The organism is Longimicrobium sp., assembly GCA_036387335.1.
In the GTDB taxonomy this organism is placed as follows: domain Bacteria; phylum Gemmatimonadota; class Gemmatimonadetes; order Longimicrobiales; family Longimicrobiaceae; genus Longimicrobium.
This window is the reverse complement of record DASVTZ010000038.1, coordinates 1-5,634: the sequence shown is the minus strand read 5'-3', so window position 1 is coordinate 5,634 and position 5,634 is coordinate 1. Positions and strand designations below refer to the sequence as shown.

At 71.8% G+C, this 5,634-nt stretch carries 4 protein-coding genes; all 4 read right to left on the bottom strand.

Annotated features, from left to right (window positions below; all coding sequences use genetic code 11):
• Positions 1-257 precede the first annotated feature (257 nt).
• Positions 258-770 (bottom strand): GNAT family N-acetyltransferase, encoded by a 513-nt coding sequence (locus VF647_03425; GenBank protein ID HEX8451119.1) that lies wholly within the window; start codon positions 768-770, stop codon positions 258-260.
• Between the two features lie 130 nt (positions 771-900).
• Positions 901-2,145: an HD domain-containing phosphohydrolase gene (locus VF647_03420; GenBank protein HEX8451118.1), complete on the bottom strand. Its 1,245-nt coding sequence runs from the start codon at positions 2,143-2,145 to the stop codon at positions 901-903.
• Positions 2,142-4,193, bottom strand: coding sequence for a HEAT repeat domain-containing protein (locus tag VF647_03415; protein HEX8451117.1), 2,052 nt, complete (start codon positions 4,191-4,193; stop codon positions 2,142-2,144). Before VF647_03415 ends, VF647_03420 begins: the two co-directional genes overlap by 4 nt.
• Before the next feature lie 186 nt (positions 4,194-4,379).
• Positions 4,380-5,366 (bottom strand): aldo/keto reductase, encoded by a 987-nt coding sequence (locus tag VF647_03410; protein ID HEX8451116.1) that lies wholly within the window; start codon positions 5,364-5,366, stop codon positions 4,380-4,382.
• Between the last annotated feature and the right edge of the window lie 268 nt (positions 5,367-5,634).

Genomic DNA, 5,634 nt, shown 5'->3' with positions numbered 1-5,634 from the left:
CCCCAAAACTACCTGGGGGAGGGGCGGTGGCATGGATCTGCCCGCAACCCACGGATCCCGTAGGGGCGCGATTCATCGCGCCCGTGCCCCGCGTTGCTCCGCCGCCCGCCTATCGCACCCGCCACCGGTAGGGGCAGACCTGCGTGTCTGCCCATCCTCGCCCCCGCCCCAACGCCCGCTGGTTGCACCGATCCTCGTAGGGGCCGCCCCACGTGGCTGCCCGTGCCCGCCCCGTCCCCGAACCTCGTGCGCCGCCCTCACCCCTCCGACGCGTACCCCTCCACCTCCGCGCCATCCGCCCCGAACGCGATGGTTTCGGCGTACTCGAAACCCAGCTTCCGCAGGACCTTTACGGAATCGGCGTTACCGGGGGAGACGATGGCGAGGACGCGCGTCAGGCCAAGGGTGCGGCGCCCGTAATCGAGGACGGCGGCGGCGGATTCGAGCGCGTAGCCCCGGCCGCGGAACTCGGGGAGGAAGGCGTAGCCAATGTCCGCGTCCTCGAACTGCTCGCGGCGGAGGAGGCCGCACATCCCCACGGGCTCGCCGGTCTCCTTCAGCGCCACCAGGTACAGGCCATGCCCGTGCGCCGCGTAGCTCGCGATCGGTCCGCGCTCCAGGTACGCCGCCGCATCCTCCTCAGTCCGCACCCCGCGGTCGCCGATGTTGGCGATGAACGAGGGATCGTTGAGAAGCCGCAGGATGAACGCGGTGTCATCGGCGGTGAAGTGGCGGACCGACAGGCGAGCGGTTTCGAGGATGATCGTCACGCGGAACTCCGGGTTTCGGCACGCACAGTTAAAACATCATCACACAGCGACACAGAGGGGCACGGAAAGGAAAGCGAAAAGGGGTCCTCTCTGGCTTGCCGTTCCCTCTGTGCCCTCTGTGTGATGCTTTTCACCCGTCGTCGCGCCGCGCCTCCAGCGGGGTGACGGGCCCATCCGCGGGCGGGGCGGACGGCGTGGCTTCGGGGCCGACGGCGGGCGCGACGGCGGCGCGCTCGTCTTCGAGGGTGGCGAAGCGGTGCTCCCACTGGCGCATCATGCGCACAAAGGAGTGCGCCACGTCCGGGTCGAACTCGGTGCCGGCGCGCTCCTCGATGTACTCGAGCACCGCGCCCGACGACCACGCCGCGCGGTACGGACGGTGGGTGCGCAGCGCGTCGTACACGTCGCAGACGTGGGCGAGGCGGCTGGCGGAGTGGCAGGTGCGGCAATAATGGAGCGACGGGTAGCCCCCGCCGTCGTGCATCAGGTGGTGCTCGTAGGCCACGATGGCGGCCATGTCCAGGTTCTTTTCCGAGTCCAGGATGATGCGCGCGCCCTCCACCGGGTGGGCGTTGATGATGGCGCGCTCCTCGGGGCTCAACTTCCCCGGCTTGTTCAGGATGTCGCTCGGGATGCGCACCTTGCCGATGTCGTGCAGCAGCCCCGCCACCCCGAACGAGCGGATGTCGCCCGCCTGATACCCCAGGAACTCGGCCATCGCCATGGTGAGCACCGACACGTTCATCGAGTGCGTGGTCGTGTACTCGTCGTGGTTGCGCAGGCGCAGCAGGGGGAGGATGATCTGGCTGTCGCCGTGCATCGCCACCGAGAGGGAGCGCACGACGGCCTCCGCCTCGGCCAGCGGCACGGGTCGGTCGTGCTCCACCTCGTCGTGCATCCAGCGGATCGCCTGCACCTCGTCAGCCAGCGAGTAGTCGAGCGCGGCGGTGCGGGGCTCGGGCGCTTCCATCTCGCCGCGGATGCCCACGGAGCCGAAGCGGATGCGCGTGCGGCGGAGCTGGTTGATCTCCGGCGAGTCGGTGGAGCCGACCGTAAGGCGCGCCAGGATCTCCTCCAGCACACCCTCCAGCTCGTCGCGCGTCACCTCGTCGTCCAGCTCCAGCCGCTGCACGCCCACGGACACCAGCCGCGCGCTCCACTCCCACCCGCGCATCTCGCGCAGCGGCTCGCTTCCGTGCACCACCTCGTCACCCAGGAAGGTGAAGATCTGCTTCGTGGAGACGGACTGGAGGTCGGCGAGGCCGGCGTAGGCGACGTCGAGCGCGCGCTCGCGGGCGGGGTGGCCCTCCTGGTACAGCGCCATCGTGGCCAGCGCCTGGGCGAAACCGGCCAGGAAGCGTGCGGCGTCGCTCATCGCGCCTCCCTGCGCGTCAGTGCGGCGCGGATGACTTCAGGGTCGGTGGAGCGCAGGGCGATCTCCAGGAAGGTGGCGGCGGCTGGATGATCCGCCCAGCCGGTGGCGAGGGCGGCGAGGGCGGCCTGCATGTGAGGCGACGGCGGCGCGAGGCGCGGCTTCCGCAGCCATCCGCGTCCCCCGTCCACCAGCCGGAGGAGCGTCTGCACGGCCGCGGGCTCGCGGGCGCCGCCCAGCACGCGGATGGCCAGGACGCGAAGCTCGGGGTCGGTGGCGGCATCGTCGGCGCGGCGGCAGACGAGGGGGAGGACGGCGGGCGGGCAATCGCTGCCGCACTCGGCCAGCGCGCTGCGGTTGACCTGCTCGTCCGCATCCACGAGAGCGAGGCTCAGGGCGCGGGCCCGCTCGTCGGGGACGCGGAAGGCGAGCTTGAAGGCCTCGCGGCGCACCCGCGGGTCGTCGTGGCGCAGGAAGGGGGCGGGGGAGAACCCGGCCGGCCAGGGACCCGCATCCTGTAGGATCACCAGCAGGTTGCGGATGACGAACCAGCGCTCGTCGTCCAGCCGCCGCACCGCTTCGCCCGCGGCAGGCGCACCCATCCGCCCCACCCGGTCGAGCGCGGCGCGGCGCACGACGCGCAGCTCGCTCGCCGCCATCTCGTCCATCAGCGGCGCGATTGCGCCGGCGCCCATCCGCTCCACGAGCCGGTCCAGCGCCGCGCTCCCCTCCGGCCCGGCGGCCAGGAGGGCGCGGACGCTCTCCGGCGTGCTGACGAAGTCCCACGCGGCGGCGGCGAAGTGCGAGCCCTCGGGGGCGGTGTCCAGAAGCGCGAGCAGGGCGGGGAGCTCGCCGCCGGCCATCATGCGCGAGAGCGCGGCCCAGGCCGTCGTGCCGGCGGTATCCACCTCCAGCGCCGTCTGCACCATGCGCAACGGCGCCGGGTCGTTGGGGCCGGGCAGTACAGCGGTCCCGGTGGCGCTGCGCGACAGCCGGTCCAGCGTCTCCGAGTACGCCTCGGGATTCGGATCGGGGAGCGTCCATCCGCCCACCAGGAGCTGTACCTGCTCGCGCAGCTCCCTCTCCGCCACCATGCGCACGGGCCCGCCCGAGCGCTCGGCGTGCGCCGCGAGCTTGGAAAGGAGGCGGAGGAGGGAGTGCGAGATGGTCTGCTCGCTCGCGCCGGCGGCGGCTTCCACCAGCTTGACCACCGCCTCGGCCGCGAAGCCGTGCGACGCGTTCAGCAGGAAGCGGCGGCGCTGGACCTCGTCGCCACCCATCTCCACGAGGCGGCGGAGCGCGTCCGGGTGGAGGCCGGCGATCATCTGCGAGAGGCGGCGCCGTACCTCGGGCGCGCCGCGCTCGTCGCCATGCCGCAGCTCGTCCGCGAGCTGGAGGAGGTAGCCGACGATCACCTGGTCGTAGGCCACCGCGTGCGCCTCGCGGTTGATGGCCTCGGCCACCGCGGAGGGCTCGGGCGATGCCTCCTCCTCCTCGTCGCTCTCCACCGCCGCGCGCGCCAGCCCGATCCACAGCCGCGCCGCCCGCGGGTCCTCGGACGCGCCCGCCTCCGCCTCGCCCGAGAGCTCGAGCTGGGCGTAGGAGAGCGGGTGCAGGCGGATGGAGCCCCACGACGGCGCCTCGCCCTGCGCGGGGAGCGCGGGACCGCTGACCTCCGCCTCCGACGATAGGAGGGCGAGGAAGGCGCTCACCTCTTCCGCGCGGGCGCCGCGGCCCATGGTCACGGCGCCCACGCGGTGCCGGTGGAGGCGCCCCGCCAGCCCGCTGAGCACCGGGTTGTTGGGATCGGTCGCCACCCCCTCGATCACGAGCTGCTGCCGCGCCACGCCGAACGACACGGAGTCGCGGTCCAGGAACAGCCCGTCCAGCCTGCGCATCACCGCGTCGGCGCTGCGCACGAGGAAGGGGTGCCCGGCCGGGTACACGCCGTGGCTCTGCAGGGCGATCGCCAGCTCGATCAGGAAGTTCGCCAGCTCGCGCGGAAGGGCAACCTTTTCGGCGGATGGGGCGGGTGTGGAAGGTACGGCCATGCGGAGGACGAGGGGCGGATCAGCGTGCGGGGAGCGGAATGTTCGTGCCTCGCGCGCCTCCACGCAACCCGCGTTTGAACCAGGCCTACCGCAAAAAAACCCGCGGAGACACAGAGATGCGGACGAAAGGAGTGGTTCCCAATCCGCGCCTCCGCGTCTCCGCGTGAGACAAGCTGTTTTCGCGCGTCAGCGGCCGAGCGCCTTCATGGCGGATTCTGGATAGCGCGTCCCTGCCGCGACTCCCTGCGGCGCCATCGCGTCGATGCGCGCCAGATCGTCCAGGGTGAGCTCGACGCGGATGGCGCCCACGTTCTCCTCCAGGTACTTGCGGCGCTTGGTCCCCGGGATCGGCACCATGTCCTCCCCCTGCGCCAGCACCCACGCGAGGGCGAGCTGCGCGGGCGTGCACCCGCGGGTCCGCGCCATCTCCTCGATGCGCGCCACCAGCTCCAGGTTTCGGGCGAAGTTCTCCCCCTGGAAGCGCGGGGAGTGGCGGCGGTAGTCGTCTTCGGGGAGGTCGTCGATGGTGCGGAAGCGCCCCGTCAGGAAGCCGCGCCCCAGCGGGCTGTACGGCACGAACCCGATCCCCAGCTCGCGCACCGTCGGGAGGATCTCGTCTTCCGGCTCGCGGCTCCAGAGTGAGTACTCGGTCTGCAGGGCGGCGATGGGGTGCTCGGCGTGGGCGCGGCGGATCGTCTCCGGTCCCGCCTCGGAGAGCCCCAGGAAGCGCACCTTGCCGGCTTCCACCAGCCGCGCCATCGCGCCCACCGTCTCCTCGATCGGGACGTCGGTGTCCACGCGGTGCTGGTAGTAGAGGTCGATGTGGTCGGTGCCGAGGCGCTTGAGGCTCGCCTCGCACGACCGGCGCACGTACTCCGGGCGTCCGTTGATGCCGCGGAACGCCGGGTCCTCCGAGCGGACGATGCCGAACTTTGTGGCGATCACCACTCGGTCGCGCCGGCCGCGGATGGCCTTCCCCACGAGCTCCTCGTTGGTGAAGGGCCCGTAGATGTCCGCCGTGTCCAGCAGCGTCACGCCCAGTTCCAGCGCGCGGGCGATGGTGGCGAGCGACTCGTCCTCGTCGCCCTCGCCGTAGAACTCCGACATCCCCATGCACCCCAGCCCCAGCGCCGACACCCGCAGGCCCCCGCTCCCCAGCGCACGCTCTTCCATCGTCCCCCTCCCGGTTCCACTCGCCGACCGCGATCACGAAGGCGGGAACGTAAGTGCAGCGTGGGATTGGTGCCAAGGGCGGGTTGTAGCCGGCGGTTGAAACCGCTGCAACAACTGCGGGAAACCTGCCTTCGCAGGTTTGGCGGGCGGGGTGGTGCCGGCTCACATTGGCCCGGCCCCGCAACCGGGGGATAAATCCCCCGGCTGGAACTACGCGAAGACGGCTGAAGCCGGCTCGTACGCGCCAGCACCGCCGCACCCCCGCACC